This is a genomic window from Pseudomonas laurentiana (assembly GCF_014648275.1).
Taxonomy (GTDB): domain Bacteria; phylum Pseudomonadota; class Gammaproteobacteria; order Pseudomonadales; family Pseudomonadaceae; genus Aquipseudomonas; species Aquipseudomonas laurentiana.
Genome location: NZ_BMQU01000016.1, coordinates 31,822 through 50,042, shown reverse-complemented (window position 1 = coordinate 50,042; position 18,221 = coordinate 31,822). Strand labels below are relative to the sequence as shown.

General features: G+C 60.6%; 13 protein-coding genes and 1 pseudogene. 9 read left to right on the top strand and 5 right to left on the bottom strand.

Going from position 1 to position 18,221, the window contains the following annotated elements; all coding sequences use genetic code 11:
- Positions 1 to 7 precede the first annotated feature (7 nt).
- The 4 genes from IE038_RS16895 (at position 8) to IE038_RS16880 (ending at position 4,135) form a co-directional block, all read left to right on the top strand.
- Complete coding sequence (locus IE038_RS16895) at positions 8 to 553, top strand: HupE/UreJ family protein (RefSeq protein ID WP_163932602.1); 546 nt, start codon at positions 8 to 10, stop codon at positions 551 to 553.
- Positions 553 to 1,227, top strand: coding sequence for an urease accessory protein UreF (locus IE038_RS16890; protein ID WP_163932605.1), 675 nt, complete (start codon positions 553 to 555; stop codon positions 1,225 to 1,227). The genes IE038_RS16895 and IE038_RS16890 overlap by 1 nt, the downstream gene beginning before the upstream one ends.
- 10 nt (positions 1,228 to 1,237) lie before the next feature.
- Positions 1,238 to 1,864 (top strand): urease accessory protein UreG, encoded by a 627-nt coding sequence (gene ureG / locus IE038_RS16885; RefSeq protein WP_189395973.1) that lies wholly within the window; start codon positions 1,238 to 1,240, stop codon positions 1,862 to 1,864.
- 216 nt (positions 1,865 to 2,080) lie between these two features.
- Positions 2,081 to 4,135 (top strand): TonB-dependent siderophore receptor, encoded by a 2,055-nt coding sequence (locus IE038_RS16880; RefSeq protein ID WP_163932691.1) that lies wholly within the window; start codon positions 2,081 to 2,083, stop codon positions 4,133 to 4,135.
- A 349-nt stretch (positions 4,136 to 4,484) separates the two neighbouring features.
- Here the strand turns inward: IE038_RS16880 and eutC are convergent, their stop codons facing one another.
- The 3 genes from eutC to eat are packed head-to-tail and all read right to left on the bottom strand — an operon-like array spanning position 4,485 to position 8,055.
- Positions 4,485 to 5,285 (bottom strand): ethanolamine ammonia-lyase subunit EutC, encoded by an 801-nt coding sequence (eutC, locus tag IE038_RS16875; protein WP_189395972.1) that lies wholly within the window; start codon positions 5,283 to 5,285, stop codon positions 4,485 to 4,487.
- Between the two features lie 8 nt (positions 5,286 to 5,293).
- Complete coding sequence (locus IE038_RS16870) at positions 5,294 to 6,685, bottom strand: ethanolamine ammonia-lyase subunit EutB (protein WP_189395971.1); 1,392 nt, start codon at positions 6,683 to 6,685, stop codon at positions 5,294 to 5,296.
- A gap of 11 nt (positions 6,686 to 6,696) precedes the next feature.
- Positions 6,697 to 8,055, bottom strand: coding sequence for an ethanolamine permease (gene eat / locus IE038_RS16865; RefSeq protein ID WP_163932608.1), 1,359 nt, complete (start codon positions 8,053 to 8,055; stop codon positions 6,697 to 6,699).
- A gap of 369 nt (positions 8,056 to 8,424) precedes the next feature.
- On the opposite strand from eat, the gene qhpR reads away from it, so the two are divergent.
- A complete protein-coding gene (qhpR, locus tag IE038_RS16860) occupies positions 8,425 to 9,480 on the top strand; it encodes an AraC-like transcriptional regulator QhpR (RefSeq protein ID WP_163932612.1) in 1,056 nt (351 codons plus the stop codon).
- A 26-nt stretch (positions 9,481 to 9,506) separates the two neighbouring features.
- Here the strand turns inward: qhpR and IE038_RS16855 are convergent, their stop codons facing one another.
- A complete protein-coding gene (locus tag IE038_RS16855) occupies positions 9,507 to 10,391 on the bottom strand; it encodes a LysR family transcriptional regulator (protein ID WP_163932615.1) in 885 nt (294 codons plus the stop codon).
- A 114-nt stretch (positions 10,392 to 10,505) separates the two neighbouring features.
- Here IE038_RS16855 and argC point away from each other — a divergent pair, with 114 nt between their 5' ends.
- A complete protein-coding gene (argC, locus tag IE038_RS16850) occupies positions 10,506 to 11,459 on the top strand; it encodes an N-acetyl-gamma-glutamyl-phosphate reductase (protein WP_163932619.1) in 954 nt (317 codons plus the stop codon).
- 27 nt (positions 11,460 to 11,486) lie between these two features.
- Here argC and katG read toward each other — a convergent pair whose 3' ends face one another.
- The gene (gene katG / locus IE038_RS16845; RefSeq protein WP_189395970.1) at positions 11,487 to 13,685 is read right to left on the bottom strand and encodes a catalase/peroxidase HPI; all 2,199 of its coding nucleotides are present in this window, start codon (positions 13,683 to 13,685) and stop codon (positions 11,487 to 11,489) included.
- A gap of 434 nt (positions 13,686 to 14,119) precedes the next feature.
- Here katG and IE038_RS16840 point away from each other — a divergent pair, with 434 nt between their 5' ends.
- The 3 genes and pseudogenes from IE038_RS16840 (at position 14,120) to IE038_RS25345 (ending at position 17,551) form a co-directional block, all read left to right on the top strand.
- Complete coding sequence (locus IE038_RS16840; protein ID WP_163932622.1) at positions 14,120 to 15,586, top strand: high affinity choline transporter 1; 1,467 nt, start codon at positions 14,120 to 14,122, stop codon at positions 15,584 to 15,586.
- Between the two features lie 405 nt (positions 15,587 to 15,991).
- A pseudogene (locus IE038_RS25350) lies at positions 15,992 to 16,675 on the top strand (methyl-accepting chemotaxis protein); the annotation flags it as partial.
- Between the two features lie 171 nt (positions 16,676 to 16,846).
- Positions 16,847 to 17,551, top strand: coding sequence for a methyl-accepting chemotaxis protein (locus tag IE038_RS25345; protein ID WP_438810783.1), 705 nt, complete (start codon positions 16,847 to 16,849; stop codon positions 17,549 to 17,551).
- Positions 17,552 to 18,221 lie beyond the last annotated feature (670 nt).

The window sequence follows — 18,221 nt, the reverse complement described above, 5'->3', positions numbered from 1 at the left end:
CACCACCATGAAGAAGACCCTCGCACTTGCACTGCTGCTGATCGCGGTCCCCGCTTTTGCCCATCCCGGGCATGACACCCATCCGTTGCAGGATGGTCTGCTACACCCACTGACCGGCCTTGACCATTTGCTGATGCTGCTGGGCACCGGTGTCTTGGCCGCGTTGACCGGCCGCACCCTGACGCTGCCCCTGCTGACCCTCGGTGCCATGTTCGGTGGCGCCGTATTCGGCCATTTGCTGGGTGGGGTACCGGGTATGGAAACCCTGATCATCGGCTCGCTGCTGGTCGCGGCTGGCGCACTGTTATTGCCGCGCCGTCAGCACCTGCTGGCCTTGGCCATGCCACTGTTTGCCCTGTTCCACGGCTGGGCCCACGGAGTGGAAGCCAGCCCGGGTGCCTTCTGGGTGTTCAGTGCCGGTTTCGTTGCCGTCAGCGCCATGCTGTTGTTGGCGGGTTTCATCGGCGGCGGTTTGCTGCGTCGCCATGCACGCCTGCAACAAGCCTTCGGCGGTGGTTTGCTGGCGGGTGCAGCGCTGGTACTGGCCGGTTGATGCGTACCGATCTCAAGCTGCTGCGCCTGCTGCAGTTGGCCAGCCCCAACCTGCCAGTGGGCGGTTTTACCTACTCGCAAGGCCTGGAATGGGCGGTGGAGGCAGGCTGGGTATGCGGCACCGAAGGGTTTCGCGCCTGGCAGCGTCAGCAGCTCGAAGACACCCTTGGCCACCTCGACTGGCCTTTGTTGGCACGCCTGTATCGGGCCTGCCGTGACGACGATGCGTTGGCGTTTGCCCGTTGGAGTCAGTTCCTGTTGGCCAACCGCGAGACCGCCGAGCTGCGTCTGGAAGAGCGCCAACGTGGCATGGCCCTGGCACGGTTACTGGATGGCTGGGCGCTGTGCCAGGCACCAGCATGGCGCTCAAGCCTGGAACTGAGCCAGTTGGGCGGCATGGCCTGGTTGGCTGTGCACTGGGATATCCCGTTGCGCGACCTTGCCTTGGGGCACGGCTTCGCCTGGCTGGAAGGTGCAGTGATGGCGGGGGTCAAGCTGGTGCCTTTTGGTCAGCAGGCTGCCCAGAGCTTGCTTCGCGATTTGTGTGCAGAACTGCCCGCCGTACTCGAGGCGGCCCTGACGCTGCCCGACGAGCAACTTGGGGGTGGCCTGCCGTTGCTGGCCATCGCCTCGGCTCGTCACGAAACCCAATACACCCGATTATTCCGTTCCTGAGGTAACTGCCATGCAAAGCTACAAGCAACCCCTGCGCGTTGGTGTCGGCGGTCCGGTCGGTTCCGGCAAGACCGCATTGCTCGAAGCACTGTGCAAAGCGATGCGCGACCATTATCAAATCGCCGTGGTGACCAACGACATCTACACCAAGGAAGACCAACGCATCCTGACCGAAGCGGGGGCCTTGGCGCCTGAGCGTATCGTTGGCGTGGAGACCGGCGGCTGTCCGCACACGGCCATTCGCGAAGATGCTTCGATGAACCTTGCCGCCGTGGAAGCGCTGGCACGTAAGTTCGGCAACCTGGAAGTGATCTTCGTCGAGAGTGGCGGCGATAACCTCAGTGCCACGTTCAGCCCGGAACTGGCCGACCTTACGGTGTACGTGATCGACGTGGCCGAGGGCGAGAAAATCCCGCGCAAGGGTGGGCCGGGTATCACCAAGTCGGACTTTCTGGTGATCAACAAGATCGACCTGGCGCCCTACGTGGGGGCCTCACTGGAGGTGATGGAGCGCGATACCCAACGCATGCGTCCGGCGCGCCCTTGGGCGTTCACCAACCTCAAGACCGGGCATGGGCTGCAAACCGTGATCGACTTCATTGTCGAAAAAGGCCTGCTGGATACCGCCCGCGCCTGATGAGGGTACAACCAGGCCCGGCGTCTGCCACGTTGCAGAGGTCGGGCCTGCAGGCGGCGAATAACTTGAATCATTTGCAATATTTACATGAGAATCATTATCAAATTAAAATCGATGCCATTCACACCCCTTTGAGCATCGCCCTTGAACGCCGTATCCAACGTGTTTCTTCATTCACCTTCCACCCCGTTCCTGCTCTGTGCCTTGACCTGCGCCATGCTGCCTGTTCCGGCGGTTGCCGAACCCGCGCAAACCACATTGCCCGCGACGCAGATCGCCGCCGAAGCGTTCGATACGGCAGAAGGTTACCGTGCCAGCAGCGCCAGTACGGCGAGCAAAAGCGACGTTCCACTCAAGGATGAAGCACAGTCGGTTAACGTGGTGACACCGCAGACGATTGCTGACTACAACGTTCGCTCGCTGGACGATGCCATGAAGTTCGTCAGTGGTGTCAGCCAGGGCAATACCCTGGGCAATACCAAGGACTCACTGGTCAAGCGTGGGTTTGGTACCAACGACGACGGTTCCATCCTGCGTGACGGGGTACGCTCGGTGGTCTCGCACAACTTCAGCGCCACCACCGAGCGCGTCGAAGTGCTCAAGGGGCCGGCGTCGCTGCTGTATGGCGCCATGGAGCCAGGGGGTGTGATCAACGTGATCAGCAAGCAACCCCAGTACGTGCGCAGCACTACGCTGAGTGGTTCCGCTTTCAGCGAAGGCGGTGGCAGCGTTGGCGTCGACACCACCGGCCCGTTGGGGGACACCGGCCTGGCGTATCGCCTGGTTGCCGAGCGGCAGAGCGAGGACTACTGGCGTAACTACGGGGTCGACCAACACACCCTCATCGCGCCATCGCTCAGCTGGACGGGCGAGCGCGCAAGCCTGACGCTGGCTTACGAATACAACGACTACACGAGCCCGTTTGATCGTGGCACGGTGTTTGTCGATGGGCACCCTGCCAGTGTCGACTATGACAAGCGGCTGGATGAGCGTTGGGCGAAAACGGCGGGGATCAGCGAAACCGCCACGGCACGGTTCGAGTACCAACTGAGTGATGCCTGGAAGACCCGTCTGACCTATGGCTGGAACAACGACCGCTACAGCCTGGCGATTGCTCAACCCACGGCATTGTCGGCCAGCGGTGTACTGCAGCGTCGGGCCAATGGCGGGCAATACGATTACGAAACCCGCTATGCCAGCCTGGACTTCATTGGCCAACAGGTCGTTCTGGGGCAACAGCACGACCTGCTGGTCGGTGCCGAGCAGGAAGACTCCGACAAGTTCCGTGGCAAGACTTACCGTAATGCCGTGGACAAGGACTTCAATATCTATTTGCCAGTTTACGGTGGCATGGATAAGCCAAGCCTCGTCAGCCAGGCCGACAGCAACCTGAGCAATCAACTGACCTCGACGTCGCTCTACCTGAAAGACAATTGGCACCTTAACGACCAGTGGATTCTGGTCTTCGGTGGCCGTTATCAGCATTACGACCAGTTCAGCGAGCAGGGGCTGGGCAGTAAACGGACGTTGAACCGTGACAGCAATGGCGACACCTTCCTGCCGATGCTGGGGGTGGTGTTCAAGGTCGATGAAGACCTGTCGTTCTACGGTAACTACAGCCGTTCCTTCGTGCCCAACGACGATGTGGATGACAATGGCAACACCTTTGACCCTGAAGAGGGCCGTAGTTACGAAGTCGGTGCCAAGTATGACCTCGCGCCCGGCCTTAACCTGAACCTGGCGTTGTTCGATATCGAGAAGAAAAACGTTGTGACCCCTACGGCGGTAACGGGTATCAGCGAGGCCGCAGGCAAGGTGGGTTCCCGTGGCCTGGAACTGGATGTGACCGGGCGTATTGCCGAACGCTGGGACATGATCGGCACCTATGCCTACACGCGAACCGAGATTCTTGACGACCCGAAGCATGAAGGTAATCGCCTCGGCCAGGCGCCCAAACACGTTGCCAGCCTATACCTGAGCCACCACCTCCAGGTGCCTGCGGGGCTGGGTGACTGGCATGTGGGCGGCGGTGCCCGTTATGTCGGTGACCGTGCCGGAAACAATGAAAACACGTTCTACATGAGCAGCTACACCGTGGCGGACGCGTTCTTGCGGTGGGATGTACCGATGGCGGGCTACAAGACGCGCCTGCAACTGAACGTCGACAACCTCTTTGACAAGCACTACTACCCATCGAGTACGGGTAGCGCGTTGCAGGTCAATGTAGGCGAACCCCGTACTGCCAGGCTCAGCGCCAGCGTGACCTTCTAGCGCAACCTGCATCGCAGGCAAGCCTGCTTGTGTCCACACAGAATGCAGTGTTCTACGCGGATCCTGTGGGAGTTGGCTTGCCAACGATGCAGGCCCTGCGCACTTACTGACACCGCGCCGATGCTATCGCAGGCAAGCCTGCTCCTACAGAGAATGCAGTGGTCCACGCCAATTCTGTGGGAGTTGGCTTGCCAACGATGCGGGCCCTGCGCACTTACTGACATTCCGCCAAAGCCATCGCAGGCAAGCCTGCTTCCACGGGAGGTGGGCATGCCGGGCAAGGGGGAGGCTCTCGCCATCAACGGATTTTCACGCGAACCCAGTACCAGGGCGCTCACCGCGCAGTTAGCTAAACAAGAAAATTCCCCGGCCTAACCTCGTCGGTGCCTTCCAGTACCGGTATCTGCGCCTCATCCTTCAGGTTCACCCCCGACAACTGCCGCCGCCATGCCTCGCGCATCAGGTAACCGAGTTTGTGGGTGGCCATGGCGTAACTCAGCCCCTCCAGCCGCACGTTGGAAATACAATTGCGCGAGGCGTCGTTCAAGCCCACCCGCGGGGCATAGGTGAAATACAGACCGAGGCTGTCCGGCGAGCTGAGCCCGGGGCGCTCACCAATCAGGATTACCACCATGCGTGCGCCAAGCAGTTCAGCCACCTGATCGGCCACCGCTACGCGGCCTTGTTCGACCAGGCAAATCGGAGCAACGCTCCAGCCTTCATCCTTGGCCAGTGCTTCTATGCGCTGGAGCATCGGTTGGGCATGGCGGTGTACGGCCAGCGCAGACAGCCCGTCAGCCACCACCAGGGCCAGGTCGACCCCTTCCGGTTGAGCCTTGGCGTAGTCGCGCAGTTGCGCCACCGATGCTTCGTTCAGGCGTCGGCCGAGATCAGGACGTTGCAGGTACGTGTGCCGGTCTGGCGCAGCGCTGTGCAGGGCCAGGCTCTGCCCGCAGCCTGCGGCCAGACCGGCCAGGTCAAAACGCAGGTGCACGGCGTCACGGGCCTGGGCATGGGCATACTGGAAGTCGAGTTGCGCAGCCGTAGGCAAGCTGGTGCCCGCGCGGCCCAGGGCAATCCGCGCCGGGGTCAGGTTGCGTAATTGCTGCCAGGGGTCAGGCCGGGCGGGGCTTTTACCGTTATCGTCCATTGCTACCTCTACTTCAACTGTGCCAGGGCGGTGCGAAACAGCGGTGGTACGCCACTGCCCAGGCGTACCTGACCGTCGTGCTGTTGCAGGATGTCCATGCGTGCCAGCCACGCTTCAAACTCTGGTGCCGGGCGCAGGCCCAAGGTCTTGCGCGCATACAGGGCATCGTGGAATGAGGTGGTCTGGTAGTTGAGCATTACGTCATCGGAGCCTGGAATGCCCATGATGAAGTTGATCCCGGCCACACCCAGCAAGGTCAGCAGCATGTCCATGTCGTCCTGATCGGCTTCGGCATGGTTGGTGTAGCAGATGTCGCAGCCCATGGGGACGCCAAGCAGCTTGCCGCAGAAATGATCTTCCAGCCCGGCCCGGATGATCTGCTTGCCGTTGTACAGGTACTCCGGGCCGATGAAACCCACCACGGTGTTCACCAGGAACGGGTTGAAATGCCGGGCCACGGCATACGCGCGTGCTTCGCAGGTCTGCTGGTCGACACCCTGGTGAGCGTTGGCCGAAAGGGCGCTGCCCTGTCCGGTTTCAAAGTACATCAGGTTGTTTCCCAGGGTGCCGCGTTTCAGGCTCAGGCCTGCCTCGTAGCCTTCCTGGAGAATGCTCAGGCTGATGCCGAAACTGCTGTTGGCCGCTTGTGTGCCGGCGATGGATTGAAACACCAGGTCCAGCGGCACGCCCCGTTCGATGGCCGCCACCGAAGAGGTAACGTGGGTCAGCACGCAGGACTGTGTGGGAATCTCGTAATGCTGGATGACCCCATCGAGCATCTTCAGCAATTCGCTGATGGCGCTGAGGCTGTCGGTGGCTGGGTTGATGCCGATCATGGCGTCGCCATTGCCGTACAGCAGGCCGTCGAGCAGGCTGGCGGCGATGCCGGCAGGATCATCGGTCGGGTGGTTGGGTTGCAGCCGCGTGGACATTCGCCCACGCAGCCCAACGGTGTTGCGAAAGCGGGTCACCACACGGATTTTCTGCGCCACCAGTACCAGATCCTGAACGCGCATGATCTTCGATACGGCTGCAGCCATCTCCGGGGTCAGTCCGGGTGCCAGCGCCTTGAGACTGGCTTCGTCGGCGTCGTCTCCCAGCAGCCAGTCACGAAAGCCGCCGACGGTCAGGTGGCTGACCGGCGCGAAGGCCGCGTGGTCATGGCTGTCGATGATCAACCGCGTGACTTCATCCTCTTCATAGGGGATCAGGGCTTCGCTGAGAAAGCGCGTTAATGGCACATCGGCCAGGGCCATTTGTGCCGCCGCACGTTCTGCATCACTGGTGGCCGCGATCTCTGCAAGACAGTCGCCAGAGCGCGCCGGGCTGGCCTTGGCCATCAATTGCTTTAGGCTTTCAAAACGCCAGGTAGTGCCGGCGACTGTATGCACGAAGCTCATGGTGTGTCTCCTTACTCGCTGGCCAGCGCCACGGTGCCTGCGTTCTGGCTACGAACCGCGACGCAGAACAGCATGCCCACTGCCATCAGACCGATGAAGATCCCGCAGATCAAGGTGTTGAACCAGACCATTGCGACCAGGCAGACCACCGCCAGCAACAGCGCAATGGCCGGTACTACCGGGTAGCCTGGGGCACGGAAGGTGCGCTCAAGGTCGGGCTCGCTGCGACGCAGTTTGAACAGGCTGAGCATACTGACAATGTACATCACGATAGCGCCGAACACCGACATGGTGATCATGGCTGCAGTCAGGGTCATGCCCTGCAGGTTGACCAGTCCGTCGCTCAGGATGGCGGCGATACCGACGACGCCGCCGGCCAGAATCGCCCGGTGCGGGGTGTGGAAGCGTGACAGCTTGGCCAGCCCTTTGGGCAGGAAGCCGGCGCGGGCGAGGGCGAAGAACTGGCGCGAGTACCCCAGAATGATGCCATGAAAGCTCGCCACCAGGCCGAACAGGCCGATCCATACCAGCATGTGCATCCAGGTCGAATTGTTGCCCACGACCGACTTCATGGCCATTGGCAGCGGGTCGTTGATATTGGCCAGTGCGCGCCAGTCACCCACGCCCCCGGCGAAGATCATCACGCTGATGGCCAGGCTCACCAGGGTCAGGATGCCGGCGATGTAGGCGCGCGGAATGGTACGTTTCGGGTCTTTCGCTTCCTCGGCGGCCATGGCTGCGCCCTCGATGGCCAGGAAGAACCAGATAGCAAAGGGGATAGCGGCGAAGATGCCGCTCAGTGCGCCCAGGCTGAAGGTGTCGGAACCGGCCCAGCCCCCCAGGACAAAGCTGCTGAAGCTGAACGCAGGGGCGACCACGCCCATGAACACCAGCAGCTCCAGCACGGCGAGGACAGTGACGACCAGTTCGAACGTGGCGGCAATGCTCACACCGACAATGTTCAGGGTCATGAAGACAAAGTAGGCGCCCACGGCGGCCACTTTCGGATCGAGGTTGGGGTATTGCACATTCAGGTAGGCGCCAATCGCCATGGCGATCGCAGGCGGTGCGAAGACAAATTCGATGAGCGTCGCCATCCCGGCGATCATCCCCCCGGTCACACCAAAGGCGCGCAGGCTATAGGCAAAGGGGCCGCCAGCATGGGGAATGGCGGTGGTCAACTCGGTGAAGCTGAAGATGAAGCAGGTGTACATCACCGCGACCAGCAGGGTGGTCACCAGGAAGCCCAGCGTACCGGCGGTGCCCCAGCCGTAACTCCAGCCGAAGTACTCGCCGGAGATCACCAGCCCCACCGCAATGCCCCAGAGGTGCAGGGTGCCCAATGTTGGTTTTAGTTGTGATACGGCCATGGTATGTCCCCTTGAAGGTGTACCCGAAAAAATGCCTGGCTGGGAGCATAACCACAGGCCTGCGCTCAAGACTTGACCGGCCGACACCGCCACAATCGCGCTCGGTCAACTTTTGCCAAAGGCGCCTGCATGGCGCGTACGACACTGATCATGCACTCACGTGGGGCGGGTCGGAATCGCCCTGCACAGTGTCACCGAGCGGCAACGGGTGTTGGCGCAACCGCCTACACACTGCCCATTGCACCGAGTATTCGGGTAGCAGTTGCGGGTGTCGGCGCACCGGCAACCTCCTGTGCTAAAGCGTTTATGCACAAAGGTACGGTATTTGCTTGGAGGGGTGATTGCATTCTCTACACGGTAACAGCAGCCATGTTCCAGTCCTCCCTTGCCCAGGCTCCCTTGAACGCCCCTCGTGCGAACAATCGGGGTGTGCTCTCGGCGGCTGCCACCGGTATGGATGCCTTTATCGTCAACCATGGCGGTGACCTTGACCGGGTGTTCGGCCATGCCGGTATCGACCCCGAGCAACTCCAGCACCCGACCTTGAGCCTGGCCTTGCCGAACTACTGTCAGGTACTGGAGGAGGCGGCACAGCAGACCGGGTGCGATAATTTCGGCCTGCGTTATGGCGAACAATTCCAGCCCCAGGCCCTTGGCCTGCTGGGGTATGTCGGCCTGTGTTCGGCCACCCTGGAAGACGCGCTGATCAACTTCGCGCAGGCGTTTCCGTATCATCAGCACAGCACGTTGATCCGCCTGGTTGATCAGGGCGAGTGCTACAGCTTCGATTACCAGATCCATCACAGCGCTATCCGCCAGCGGCGTCAGGATGCCGAGCTGACCATGGGCATGGCGATGAACCTGGTGCGTCATGTACTCGGGCCGAAGTGGGCACCGCGTGAAGTCGCCTTTGAACATGCTCGGCCACAAGACTGGCATGAGCACCGTGAGGTGTTTGACGCCCCGGTGTATTTCGAGCGCGCCTGTAACTCCATTTTGATTCCCAAGCGCGAAATCGTCGGCAAGGCCATGCCCGGCCATGACCCGGTATTGCTCACGCTGGTCAAGGATGCGATCCGGCAATTGGGTGAAACCAACACCGGCCCGGATCTGCTGGAGCAGGCCTGTCAGGCCATCATTACGCTGTTGCCGCACGGTGATCCGAGCCTCGACAGCGTTGCCGATCAACTGCAACTGCCGCATTGGTTGCTGCAGCGTAAATTACGTGAGCAGGGCCTTAGCTTTACCCAACTGCTGGATCAGATCCGCCAGGACCTGGCTCTGCAGCACCTGGGGCAGCAAAGCCTGAACATCTCCGAACTGGCGCCATTGTTGGGCTACTCGGAAACCAGCGCGTTTTCCCGCGCGTTCCGCCGCTGGTTTGGCGTGAGCCCGCGCAAATGGCGCAGCGAGCACGAGCATTAGGCTGGCACAAGCATGCACGTGTTGCGCTAGCCTGCCCTCAATGCCCACAGCACTTCCAACACATGCTGAGTGGGGCGGTCGACGTCACCGGTACGGTGGGCAATGCCCAGTTGGCGCCACAACAAGGGCTGTAGTGGTCGCATGACTACCCTGGCATCGGGCAATGGGGTGTTGGCTTCATGGGGTAGCAGCGTTGCGCCATAGCCGGCTGCGACCAGGCTTTTGATGGCGTCGTTGTAGTTCAGTTGAATGCGGGGTGTCGGCTGGTAGCCGTCGTTGGCGAACCACTCCGACGTCAAGCGTGAGAGCCGCGTGCTGTTGTCATTCAGTATCAGCGGCTGAGCGGCCAGCCAGTCGGGGGTGACGACGTCCGGGCACGTCCAGCGGGCAGGCAAGAATGCCATGACCGGGTCGCGCCGCCAGGGTTCGATGTGCACGCCCTTCATCGTGGTTTGCGGGAGCGCGACCAAGCCGATGTCCAGCGTGCCTTCCACCAGCTTCTTCAGTGTCTCTTGCGAGGTCAGCACGGCGACCTGTACGTCGATATCCGGGTGCTGCTGGCCGAGGGTTTCCAGGGCTTGTGGCATCAACTGTGCGATGGCGCCGGTCGAGGCGCCCAGCCGTACGCGGCCAGCCAGGCCCTGCACCTGACGCTGCACCTCCTCAAGGGCCTGCTCGGCATCGGCCAGCAAACGCCGTGCGCGCTCCACCAGTGTTTCGCCAATCGCCGATGGCTGAACGCGTCCCCGTGTACGCGACAACAGTCGGGCGCCAACCCGTGATTCCAGATCGGTGATATGCAAGCTGATGGTTGGCGGCGCAAGGTTCAGCACCCGAGCGGCTTCGGCAAATGAGCCCAGGTCGGCAATCGCCACCAAGGTGCGCAGGCGGTCCAGGCTGATTTCGCGCATGGCGCGCTCCTTGATCAGAAAATCTGAATGTAATCGTTTGGAAATTCAACTTTTCCTATCTTAAGCCTGCGTCGAAGATCAGGTCTGCTGATTTCTGACTTCCGAGAGCACTTCATGACAATTCCTCTTGTATTCATCGATGGCGATCAGGGCACTACGGGCTTGCAGATCCACCAGCGACTGCGCGACCGGACCGACCTGCGGCTGCTCACGCTCAGCGCTGAGCACCGCAAGGACGCAGCTCATCGTGCCGAGGCCATCAATGCCTGTGACATTGCGATCCTGTGCCTGCCGGACGAGGCCGCACGTGATGCGGTCGCGAGTATCGAAAACCCCGCCGTTCGGGTGATTGATGCCAGTTCGGCGCACCGCACTCACCCGGACTGGACCTACGGTTTTGCGGAAATGAGCCCGCAGCAGGCGCAGCGCATTGCGACGGCGCGGCGTGTCAGCAACCCCGGTTGCTACCCCACGGGGGCGATAGGTTTGTTACGCCCACTGCTAGAGGCGGGGCTGGTGGGCGCCGACTACCCGATCAGTGTGCAGGCCGTATCGGGTTACTCTGGAAGAGGGCGGGCAGGGGTTGAGGCGCATGAGGGGCACGGCGCTTCGCTCGCACCGGCATTCCAGGTGTATGGGTTGGCGCTGGCGCACAAGCATGTTCCAGAAATTCAGCAGCACAGTGGCCTGACTGAGCGACCGATATTTGTGCCTGCCTATGGCGCGTTTCGGCAAGGTATTGTGTTGACCATTGCGTTGCAGCGTCGGCTGTTGTCGCCGGGGGTGGGCGCACTGCAGTTGCAGGCGTGTCTGCAGCAGCACTACACCCATTTCGAGCATGTGCAGGTGATGTCGATGCACGAGTCAAAGGCACTCACGCACCTTGATCCGCAGGCACTCAATGGTACTGATCAACTGCGCTTGATCGTCCTGGAGAGCGAATGCGAAGGGCAGGTGCTGTTGGCGGCCGTGTTCGATAACCTGGGCAAGGGCGCGGCGGGCGCTGCCGTGCAGAACCTGGATTTGATGCTGGCAGGCACATGCCGCCCTTTGCCGTCACGCACCTAAGGGCGGCATGCTCACGCCTACCCGCCATCACGCAAGATCGAAGCGATCAAGGTTCATCACCTTGTTCCAGGCTGCCACGAAGTGACGCACGAACAGTGGCTGTGCGTCGCGGCTGGCGTAGACCTCGGCAATGGCCCGCAGTTGTGCGTTTGAACCGAAGACCAGGTCAACCACAGTGCCTGTCCATTTGAGCGCGCCTGTCGCCCGATCGCGCCCTTCCAGCACGCCTTCAGTGGCCGCAGACTTCTGCCAGGTTGTGTTCATGTCGAGTAGGTTCACGAAAACATCAGGGGTCAGTGTTTCGGGGCGCTGGGTGAGCACGCCGTGTGCAGCGTGCCCGACGTTGCAGTTCAGTGCGCGCAGGCCGCCGATCAGTACCGTCATCTCGGGGGCGCTGAGTGTCAGTTGGTTTGCCCGCTCCAGCAGAAGCTCAGCTGCCGATCCTTCAAGCCCGCTGCGCAGGTAGTTACGGAAACCGTCTGCGCTGGGCTCCAACACGGCAAAGGAGGCGACGTCGGTCTGTTCCTGCGAGGCGTCCGTACGCCCGGGTGAGAAGGGTACGGTCACCTCGTGGCCAGCCCGCTTCGCCGCAGCCTCTACCGCGGCACAGCCACCCAGAACGATCAGGTCGGCCAGCGAGACTTTCGTGCCATTGGCCTGGGCGTTATTGAAGTCCTGCTGGAGCGTCGTCAGCGTGTGTAGCACTTTCGCCAATTCAGCGGGCTGGTTGACCGCCCAGTCTTTCTGCGGTGCCAGGCGAATGCGTGCCCCATTGGCACCACCACGTTTGTCGCTGCCGCGGAACGTTGCTGCCGATGCCCAGGCCGTCGTGACCAGTTGCGCGATCGAAAGTCCGGATGCCAGAAGTCGTGCCTTCAGGCTCGCGATGTCCTGCTCCCCGATCAGTGGGTGATCCACCGCGGGGACAGGGTCTTGCCAAAGCAGAGGTTCCTGGGGGACCAACGGGCCCAGATAGCGAGAAACAGGCCCCATGTCCCGGTGTGTCAGCTTGAACCAGGCCTTGGCGAAAACCTCGGCCAACGCCTGAGGATCGGCGTGGAAGCGCTTTGAAATCGGCGCGTACACCGGGTCCATGATCAGTGCAAGGTCGGTGGTGAACATGATTGGTGCGTGGGTTTTCGTCGGATCATGGGCGTCTGGTACGGTACTGGCGGCAGCGGCTTCCTTGGGCGTCCATTGGTGGGCACCGGCAGGGCTCTTGGTGAGTATCCACTCGTAGCCGAACAGGTTCTCAAAGTAGTTGTTGTCCCATTTCACCGGGTTGGTGGTCCAGGCGCCTTCCAGCCCGCTGGTGATGGTGTTGGCACCGTTGCCGCTGCCAAAGGTATTTTTCCAGCCCAGGCCTTGCTCTTCGAGCGCTGCTGCTTCGGGCTCAGGGCCTACATACTGGCTTGGGTCAGCCGCGCCATGGGCTTTACCGAAGGTGTGGCCTCCGGCAATCAGTGCGACGGTCTCTTCGTCATTCATCGCCATGCGGGCGAACGTCTCACGAATGTCCCGTGCTGCCGCGAGCGGATCCGGGTTGCCATTCGGGCCTTCCGGGTTCACGTAGATCAGGCCCATCTGAACCGCACCCAGCGGGTTCTCAAGCTCACGATCGCCGCTGTAACGCTCGTCTGCCAGCCACTGGCCTTCCGGCCCCCAGTAGATGTTGTCTTCGGGCTCCCAGATATCGACACGGCCACCGCCGAAGCCGAAGGTCTTCAGGCCCATCGAGTCCAGGGCGACCGTGCCTGCGAGCACCATCAGGTCGGCCCAGGACAGTGTGTTGCCATACTTCTGCTTGATCGGCCAGAGCAACCGCCGCGCCTTGTCGAGGTTGCCGTTGTCTGGCCAGCTATTGAGCGGTGCAAAGCGTTGCGCACCGCCGCCCGCGCCACCGCGCCCGTCGGCGATACGGTAGGTGCCCGCGCTGTGCCAGGCCATGCGGATGAACAGCGGGCCATAGTGGCCGTAATCGGCGGGCCACCACGCCTGCGAGGTCGTCATCAGGGCATGCAGGTCTTTGATTACCGCATCCAGGTCGAGGCTTTTGAACGCCTCGGCATAGTTGAAGGCTTCGCCCAGGGGATTGGCCTGGGGCGCGTGTGGGTGGAGGATTTTCAGGTTGAGTTGATCAGGCCACCAGTCGGCATTCGAGGGTGCCCCGGTTGCAGTGTGTTGGCGAGCGCCGCCCGCGAACGGGCAGGTTGCTTCGTTAGACATGATGCTCTCCTGTTATGTCCGGTTATCCCGTCATTTCAGCGTGGAGCCCGACTGCGGCCCCAGCCAATAGGTTTTCAGTATGGGATTCATAGTAGACGGGGAAGGTGAGCTGCCCGGCGCTGCGGATGTTTAAAATAATCGACTGGTGCTGGTGGAAAAGGTGTCTTTTTAGCCATGTAAATCCGCTTTACCCAAAAAAACGTCGCATTTCGTCATTTTTTATCCAGATCCCGGCGGTAATTGTTTGACATATTTAACGGCTTTGGCAGACTGCCAAGCCGTTGTCATAAGTGGTTACGATTTCCTCGTGCTGGTTACAGACGAGTTGTCGCACCGCCTGCGATACGCAAACAAAAACAACATAGTCAGTCGCGCTGCCCCTGTACGAGCCACGCTCGTCAGCCCGGTGTCGGACGAGCCAACGGAAAGTACAAATGCTGATTTGGTTTGTTGCGCTTTATCTGCTGCTCACGGTAGGTGTCGGTTTCTACGCGTCCACTCGCGTGAAAAACTCCAGGGATTTCGCTGCCGGTGGCCGCAGCATGTCCTTCCCGCTGGTCGCCGCGATGGTGTTCGCCACCTGGTTCGGCTCCGAGGCCGTATTGGGGATACCCGCTACCTTCATCCAGGAAGGCTTTGCCGGCATCATCGAGGACCCGTTCGGTTCCTTCGGCTGCCTGATGTTGGTCGGCCTGATTTTCGCCCGCCCCCTCTACCGCATGAACCTGCTTACGCTCGGTGACTTCTTCCGCAAGCGCTTCGGCCCGAACGTGGAAATGATCACCAGTATTGTGATCATCCTGTCCTACCTGGGTTGGATCGCCGCACAGTTCACCGCACTGGGCGTGGTGTTCAACGTGCTCTCCGACGGCGCCATCAGCACCACCCAAGGCATGTTGATCGGCGCGGTGATCGTGCTGCTTTACACCTTGTTCGGGGGGATGTGGTCGGTCGCGCTGACGGACTTCATGCAGATGCTGATCATTGTCGCCGGCCTGGTGTATCTGACCTGGTTGATCGGTGACATGGCAGGCGGGCCTGTGGCGGTCATCAGCCATGCGGCTAACGAAGGCAAGTTCAGTTTCATGCACAGCTTCGAGCCGAAGGACTTCGTGGCCTTCATCGGCGCTGCGGTGACCATGATGTTCGGCTCGATTCCGCAGCAGGACGTTTATGCCCGAGTCATGTCGGCCAAGACCGAGAACATCGCTGCGCGTGCATCGATGGCGGGTGCCTGTTTCTACCTGGCGTTCTGCATGCTGCCGATCTTCCTGACCTACGCGGCCTCGATGATCGATCCAGCGATGGTTCAGCGCTGGCTCGCTGATGACGCCCAGATGATCCTGCCGCACCTTATTCTGGAACGGACGCCATTGTTCGCCCAGATCATGTTCTTCGGCGCGCTGCTCTCGGCGATCATGTCCACGGCCTCGGGCACCCTCCTGGCGCCGTCGGTGACCTTTACCGAGAACGTGCTCAAGCGCTTCCTGCCAGACATGAACGACAAGCAGTTCCTGCTGGCCATGCGCCTGACCATCCTGGTATGCGCCATCCTCACCTGTGTGTTTTCGCTGTTTTCCAATGCCAGCATCTACGAGATGGTGGGCAACGCCTACAAGGTGACCTTGGTCGCCGCGGCGGTGCCGTTGTTTGCCGGCCTGTTCTGGAAGCGCGCCACCACCCAGGGCGCTCTGGCCTCGATGGGGTTTGGCATGGCGTCCTGGCTGTGGCTGGAATACACCCACACCGATGCCGACTTCTGGCCGCCGCAGTTGGCCGGGCTGCTGTTCAGCTGGCTGGGCATGTTGCTGGGGTCGCTGTTGCCACAGATTCTGAGTGCCCGCGACCCGGCGCGCGCGCACGTGGTGGGCAACGCCTCAGGTGCTGTTGCTATCGAGTAAGCCTATCGCTAACGAACATATTGGCTGAGGATAGGAATGGACGGGCAGTGCGCAAGCGCTGCCCGTTTTTTTTGCGCGCACACCAGGCACGTCGTGCCCGTGAGAATTTCAAACGCTGCGAAGACTTCTGTGAACACATTTCTGCAGTCGATGTCGCAACGCGGGGCAAACAGGTCATTTCTGCGAGAAGTGGTGAGTAAAACGCGCGAAAACAACGGAAATTCAACGCCAAAATAGTGGCACATTAATTGCTGCCGGGGCCTCGCATGGTTCGATAACTATAAGAGGGTCCAATGGCTATGGCCATCACTTGCGTTGCTTCCCAGTCTGTCGAGGTCTACTCGATTGCCTGCCAATGGCGCTTCACACGCCCTATGTCTCCAGCGTTTGAAGAGTGCCCGTCCTATGTTTGTTAAACACTCCTTGCGCACGCAAATACTGACGTTGCTGGGCGTCAGCCTGATGCTGGTTCTGCTTTCAGCACTGGTGTGTTTCAGCTTTTTCGCCAACAGCCTGAATACCTACAACGAGGTGCTGACGCGCTCTGCCCAGGCATCGAGGTATGTCAATGAAGCCAGCCTTGCATTCAAACGCCAATCTCAGGCGTTCACTAGTGCAGACCGCAGTCTTGATGCGTTTGAAGCGGCAGAGCGGAGGGTCAGGGAGTGCTTGGCCAAGGTGCTGGCGCTGGATATTGATGTATCGCTAAAGGCCCGGGTCAATGATCTGCTCAACGCACATCAGGTGCTGGGCGATCAATACCGCAAGCGTCACGACGCTGTCGCGACCACAGGTATGGACAGCACTATTGATCGGCCGGTCAGTGAGCAGATGGATGCCTTGGTGGAGCAGCTTTATCAAGACACCCAGGTACAACTCGGACAGGTCGATGCGCATGCCGAGCGTATCGGGTTGCTCGGTACCCTGGCGCTGTTGGCGGTCAGTGTGCTGACGTGGCTGTTTGGCATGTGGTTGATCAGCCGCAACCTGATCACGCCCATACATCGCCTGATGGCGTGTATTGTCCAGCTCAGCCAAGGCCAATTCGGTCAGCGCATCAACAGTACCCGTAAGGATGAGCTGGGGCGCCTGGCGAAGGCGACCGATGCGCTGCACGACGTGCTCTCGGACACGTTTGCCGGCCTCAAGCAGAGCACCCGGCAACTGGATAGCGCCAGTGACGAATTGAAGACCATTGCCAGCCAGTTGGGCCAGGGTGTCGAGAATCAGGGCTTGCGTACCGATCAGGTGGCGACTGCGATGGAAGAAATGTCATCGGCGGCCCAGGAAGTTGCCAGTCATACCCTGCAAGCTGCTCGGGCAGCGGACGATGCCGAGAACGCCACCCAGCAAGGCGAAAAAGCCATGGTCAGCATGGTCAAGAGCATCCACGATATCCGTGATGAAATCACCGACACGGCAAGCGTCATTCACCGCCTGGAAGCTGACAGTGGGCGTATCGGTGAAGTCCTGGCGGTGATCCACAGTATTGCGGAACAGACCAACCTGCTTGCGTTGAACGCTGCCATCGAAGCGGCCAGAGCCGGTGAACAGGGCCGAGGCTTTGCCGTTGTGGCCGATGAGGTACGAAACCTGGCGCAGCGCACTGCGCAATCAACGGCAGAGATCAATACCATCATCGATGCCGTGCAGAAGGGTGCGGAACAGGCGGTGCGGGCGATCGAAAGCGGTAAGCGCAGCAGCGAGAATGGCGTTGAACAAGTGCGGCTGGCAGGCGAGATCCTCAGCGGCGTTACCGGTGCGGTGCAAACCATCCGCGACATGAGCCAGCAGATCGCCACGGCTGCTGAAGAGCAAACCCTGGTGACCGAAGACATTTCGCGCAACCTGTGTGAGCTGGTGGCGATTGCGGCCAACAATCAGGAAAGCGTGCGCCGCACTGAAGGGGCCAGCAAGCACGTGCATCAGGTGTCCAGCACGCTTGCTGAACTGACCGGGCGGTAAAGCTGTTGATGCCGAAACGTTCATCTGGCGTATGGGGTTGTTCGGTCAAATGGTAGTCATTGTCGGTATCTGGAACAGGTTCATTTGCCGTTCACCGCATCAAAAAAGTAGATCGAATGGACAGGTGTTTCAGGGCATCTTCGGCATTGATGCCAGGACGGACGCTGAATAGCGGATCGTGACTACCTTCTCAGGAGCCGAAAGTGGCGCTGGCAGTTTTTTGCAGGGTACAGGTGGGTGGAGGATCAGGAACGACTTTTTGCCGGGTGAACTCCTTTTGCAATGGAGCTGCCAGTTACCGCCGCGAAACGATAGGGTGGCAGCTATACGTGGGTTCGCGGACCGAGGCAAAAGGAACTCGGCAGACCCGAAGGTCTCTCACGCACAGCTGCCATTACACAGACAGCGGGCGCAAAAAAAAGCGCCTGCAATTGTGGCTGTGGTGCGCTGTAGCGCCTTTTGCCAAGCGGGCCGCGACGCCCGGCCACTGAATTTGCAGCGACCGTGTAAAGTTATCGGGGTTGGGAAAGATGTTCAGGTAATGGATCTGACAGGATTCGGGGCTATTGGCGTTAGCGACCGAACCCTCAGAGAATGGAAAAGCATCGCCGACAAGACAGGCTCCTAGAGGTAGGTGTAGACGCCGGCCTTGTCGTTGATAGGGGAGAGC

Excerpts from the sequence above, each read along its gene's own strand:
- IE038_RS16895 (WP_163932602.1), top strand. The coding sequence starts at position 8 with ATGAAGAAGACCCTCGCACTTGCACTGCTGCTGATCGCGGTCCCCGCT.
- argC (WP_163932619.1), top strand. The coding sequence starts at position 10,506 with ATGACAATTCCTCTTGTATTCATCGATGGCGATCAGGGCACTACGGGC.
- IE038_RS16880 (WP_163932691.1), top strand. The coding sequence starts at position 2,081 with ATGCTGCCTGTTCCGGCGGTTGCCGAACCCGCGCAAACCACATTGCCC.
- eutC (WP_189395972.1), bottom strand. The coding sequence starts at position 5,285 with ATGGACGATAACGGTAAAAGCCCCGCCCGGCCTGACCCCTGGCAGCAA.
- ureG (WP_189395973.1), top strand. The coding sequence starts at position 1,238 with ATGCAAAGCTACAAGCAACCCCTGCGCGTTGGTGTCGGCGGTCCGGTC.
- qhpR (WP_163932612.1), top strand. The coding sequence starts at position 8,425 with ATGTTCCAGTCCTCCCTTGCCCAGGCTCCCTTGAACGCCCCTCGTGCG.
- eat (WP_163932608.1), bottom strand. The coding sequence starts at position 8,055 with ATGGCCGTATCACAACTAAAACCAACATTGGGCACCCTGCACCTCTGG.
- IE038_RS16870 (WP_189395971.1), bottom strand. The coding sequence starts at position 6,685 with ATGAGCTTCGTGCATACAGTCGCCGGCACTACCTGGCGTTTTGAAAGC.
- IE038_RS16890 (WP_163932605.1), top strand. The coding sequence starts at position 553 with ATGCGTACCGATCTCAAGCTGCTGCGCCTGCTGCAGTTGGCCAGCCCC.
- IE038_RS16840 (WP_163932622.1), top strand. The coding sequence starts at position 14,120 with ATGCTGATTTGGTTTGTTGCGCTTTATCTGCTGCTCACGGTAGGTGTC.
- IE038_RS16855 (WP_163932615.1), bottom strand. The coding sequence starts at position 10,391 with ATGCGCGAAATCAGCCTGGACCGCCTGCGCACCTTGGTGGCGATTGCC.
- katG (WP_189395970.1), bottom strand. The coding sequence starts at position 13,685 with ATGTCTAACGAAGCAACCTGCCCGTTCGCGGGCGGCGCTCGCCAACAC.
- IE038_RS25345 (WP_438810783.1), top strand. The coding sequence starts at position 16,847 with ATGGAAGAAATGTCATCGGCGGCCCAGGAAGTTGCCAGTCATACCCTG.